The sequence below is a fragment of the Catellatospora sp. NPDC049609 genome (assembly GCF_040675365.1).
In the GTDB taxonomy this organism is placed as follows: domain Bacteria; phylum Actinomycetota; class Actinomycetes; order Mycobacteriales; family Micromonosporaceae; genus Catellatospora.
On record NZ_JBFAOU010000360.1, the window covers coordinates 1 to 3,529 of the forward strand.

At 67.9% G+C, this 3,529-nt stretch carries 3 protein-coding genes and 1 pseudogene; 3 read left to right on the top strand and 1 reads right to left on the bottom strand.

Annotated elements, in window-relative coordinates:
• Positions 1 to 164: pseudogene (locus AB0J67_RS39940) on the top strand (transposase); the annotation flags it as partial.
• A 122-nt stretch (positions 165 to 286) separates the two neighbouring features.
• On the opposite strand, the gene AB0J67_RS39945 reads toward AB0J67_RS39940, so the two are convergent.
• A complete protein-coding gene (locus tag AB0J67_RS39945) occupies positions 287 to 754 on the bottom strand; it encodes a hypothetical protein (RefSeq protein ID WP_363490838.1) in 468 nt (155 codons plus the stop codon).
• Between the two features lie 148 nt (positions 755 to 902).
• On the opposite strand from AB0J67_RS39945, the gene istA reads away from it, so the two are divergent.
• Positions 903 to 2,540: an IS21 family transposase gene (istA, locus tag AB0J67_RS39950; protein ID WP_363490840.1), complete on the top strand. Its 1,638-nt coding sequence runs from the start codon at positions 903 to 905 to the stop codon at positions 2,538 to 2,540.
• Entirely contained in the window at positions 2,537 to 3,331 is a 795-nt protein-coding gene (gene istB / locus AB0J67_RS39955; protein ID WP_363490842.1) for an IS21-like element helper ATPase IstB, read from the top strand. Before istA ends, istB begins: the two co-directional genes overlap by 4 nt.
• Positions 3,332 to 3,529 lie beyond the last annotated feature (198 nt).

Sequence of the window (3,529 nt, forward strand, 5' to 3'; positions counted from 1 at the left end):
AGTTCATCTTCGGCGACCCGGCCACCTGGGGCGAACCCGACCACACCACGACGACCGAGACCAGGCTCTACGGTCCGGCGATCGTGCGCAGTTGGGACCGGCTGCACCCAAGGCTGACCCGCCGCGCCGCCTGGAACACCTCGGCCGCACTGCCCATCATCGAAGTGGCTCGAGGAATGAGTCGTGGCTCCGGCTGGGAGTGAGCTCAGGCCCCACCTGGCTTTACGAAGAAATGGGTTTAGCGAGTTCTGGCCCCAGCCCTGTTTCTGGTCCAGCCGAAACCCTGCTATTCGGGGGTACGGAGGCCGAGGGAGCTATGCAGGATTGCCGCTGGCGGAACTTCGCGGGAGCGCGGGCTGTGCTGCACTAGTTCGTCGCGTAGGCCGGTGGCCGGTTCGCCGAGGAGGATGGCGGTGATGACAAGCTCCAGCATGATCCGGTCGTGCTCGGGTGAGGTGCGGCGGTGTCGTTTCTGATCGGTCTCAACAACGGCCGTGGTGATGCGATGACCGGCCGGGGTTTCGGAGAACGTGGCCTCGAAGATCGTGTGACCGGTCCAGCTCCGCAGGAAGTGGGCGACCTGCCCCTCGACGAAGACGTTCCACTTCTCGTCCATGTCTCGGGCCTTGTAGCCCGACTGGATGCGTCGCCACTGCTCACCGGTCCAAGCCCGGTCCGGCAGGATGGCCATGGGTTGAGGATCGAGAATGGGCAGGATCTTCCGTAGGGAAGATCGCGTTACGGCGGTGGACATCCGCTGATGGTATGCGCACGTCAGCGCCGATGGGGAGCCGGTTTTGGCCCCACCGTCGCCCCGGCAGTGGGGTTCGGGGAACGAGTTCTGGCCCCACCCGGTTTGCCATGGAATGCTCAGGTTGCTCCTGGTGGGAGGAGGCCCGGTGATGGCGGCGAAGTCGAAGGTCGAACTGTTCGCGGCGATCCGGCGTGACGCCCGCATGGAGAACCTGTCGATCCGGGCGCTGGCCGACAAGTACGGGGTGCACCGGCGCACGGTGCGACAGGCCCTCGAATCGCCGTGGCCGGCGCCGCGCAAGCAGTTGCCGCCGCGGCGTTCACGGCTGGACCCGTTTAAGCCGGTGATCGACCAGATGCTGCGCGATGACCTGGACGCGCCGCGCAAGCAGCGCCACACCGTGAAGCGGATCTTCGACAGGCTCGTGGCCGAACACGAGATGGAGGGCATCTCGTATGCCACGGTCGTGGACTACATCGCCGAACGCCGTCCGCAGGTCCGGGTCGAGGCCGGTCGAGGCCCGGCGCAGGTGTTCATCCGCCAGACCCACCAGCCCGGCGCCGAGGCCGAGGTCGACTTCGGTGACGTGTGGGTCAACCTCGCCGGGAAGATGACCAACTGCTACCTGTTCACGCTGCGGCTGTCGTACTCGGGCAAAGCGGTGCACCGGGTGTTCGCCTCCTGCGGGCTGGAGGCGTTCCTGGAAGGGCACGTGCACGCGTTCAACGTGCTGGGCGGGGTCCCGACCGTGAAGATCCGTTACGACAACCTGCGTTCGGCGGTGTCGCGGGTGCTGGGATTCTCCAGGCTGCGGGCGGAGAACGACCGCTGGATCGCGTTCCGGTCGCACTACGGCATCGACGCGTTCTACTGCCAGCCCGGCGAGGAAGGCGCGCACGAGAAAGGCGGCGTCGAAGGCGAGATCGGCCGGTTCCGCCGCAACCACCTGGTCCCCGTCCCACAGGTGTCATCACTGGTCCAGCTGAGCGCGATGGTCGACCGGTGGGACCTCGAAGACGACAACCGCCGGATCGGGTCGCGGCTGCACACCGTCGGGCAGCACTTCGCCACCGAGGCACCACTGCTGGTGCCGCTACCGGAGGAGCCGTTCGAGACCGGGCGGGTGTTCAACCCGCGCGTGGACCGCTACGGGCAGGTCACGGTCCGGATGAACCACTACTCGGTGCCCGTGCGGTTCATCGGACGCATCGTGCGGGTGCTGCTACACGCCTCTCACCTGGTCATCTACGACGGCCGCAACGAGATCGCCCGCCACGAGCGCCTGGCCGCCCGCGGCGAAACCCGCCTGGAACTCGACCACTACCTCGAGGCGCTGATCCGCAAACCCGGTGCACTGCCCGGCGCGACGGCCCTCGATCAGGCCCGCGCCGCAGGCAAGTTCACACCCGTGCACGACGCCTGGTGGGCCGCGGTCCGCAAGGCCCGCGGCGACGCCGACGGCACCCGAGCCCTGATCGAGGTCCTGCTGCTGCACCGCAGCATGACCCACGACCACGTCGTGGCAGGCATCGCCACCGCCCTGGCGGCCGGCGCGCTCACCCCCGAAGCCGTCGCGGTCGAAGCCCGCAAAGCCGCTCAGCTGGATCCTGTCCAGTCCGACACCGACCCAGGCGAGCCTGAGCCGCGCAAGGCCGCGGTCGCGTCGCTGACCAGCCGCAGGCTGGTGCAGTTGCCGCCCGACACCCGGCCGCTGCCGTCGGTGGCCGCCTACGACCAGCTCCTGAGGCACCGCCCGCACCATCCCATCCCTGGAGGCACCCCGTGATCAACCAACGCCACCGCGGCTTGACCGAGCAGGCCGCCGACGCCGCCGTCGACACCGCCTGCCGGGTGCTGCGCCTGCCCACCCTCCGCGCCCAGTACTCGGCCATCGCCGCCGGCGCTGAGCGCGACCAGATGACCTACCGCGGATTCCTGGCAGAGCTGCTCATGGCCGAGTGCGAGGAACGCAACCGGCGCCGTTCCGAACGGCGCATCCACGCCGCCGGGTTCCCACGTCAGAAGTGGGTCAAGGACTTCGACTTCGGTGCCAACCCCCATGTCGAACCGCCCGTCGTCCAAGCGCTGGCCACCTGCGACTGGATCCGCAAAGGCCACCCGCTCTGCCTCATCGGCGACTCCGGCACCGGCAAATCCCACTTGCTCATCGCCCTGGGCGCCGAAGCCGCGATGGCCGGGTTCCGGGTCCGCTACGTCCTGGCCGCCAAACTCGTCAACGAACTCGTAGAAGCCGCCGACGACAAGCAGCTGAACAAGACCATCGCCCGCTACGGCCGCGTCGACCTGCTCTGCATCGACGAGCTGGGCTACATGGAACTCGACCGCCGCGGCGCGGAGCTGCTGTTCCAGGTGCTGACGGAGCGGGAGGAGAAGAACAGCGTCGCGATCGCCAGTAATGAATCATTCTCGGGCTGGACGAAGACGTTCACCGACCCGCGGCTATGCGCCGCGATCGTCGACCGGCTCACCTTCAACGGCACCATCATCGAGACCGGAACCGACTCCTACCGCCTCGCCAGAACAAGATCCCACCAGGCCGCCACCGCGAACGGATGACGTTGGCCGGGGGCCAAAACTCACCCACGATCATGAGCTCGAAGATCGCCAACTGGGTCCCGAACTGACTCCCAGGTGGGGCCAACACTCACTCCCGGAGCCAATCGAAGGCACCGTGATCCGCCTGGAGGTCACCCGCCTGCCCAGCGGCGCGATCCCCAAGCCCGTATGGCTGTGGTGGTCGCGCACGGGCGCCAC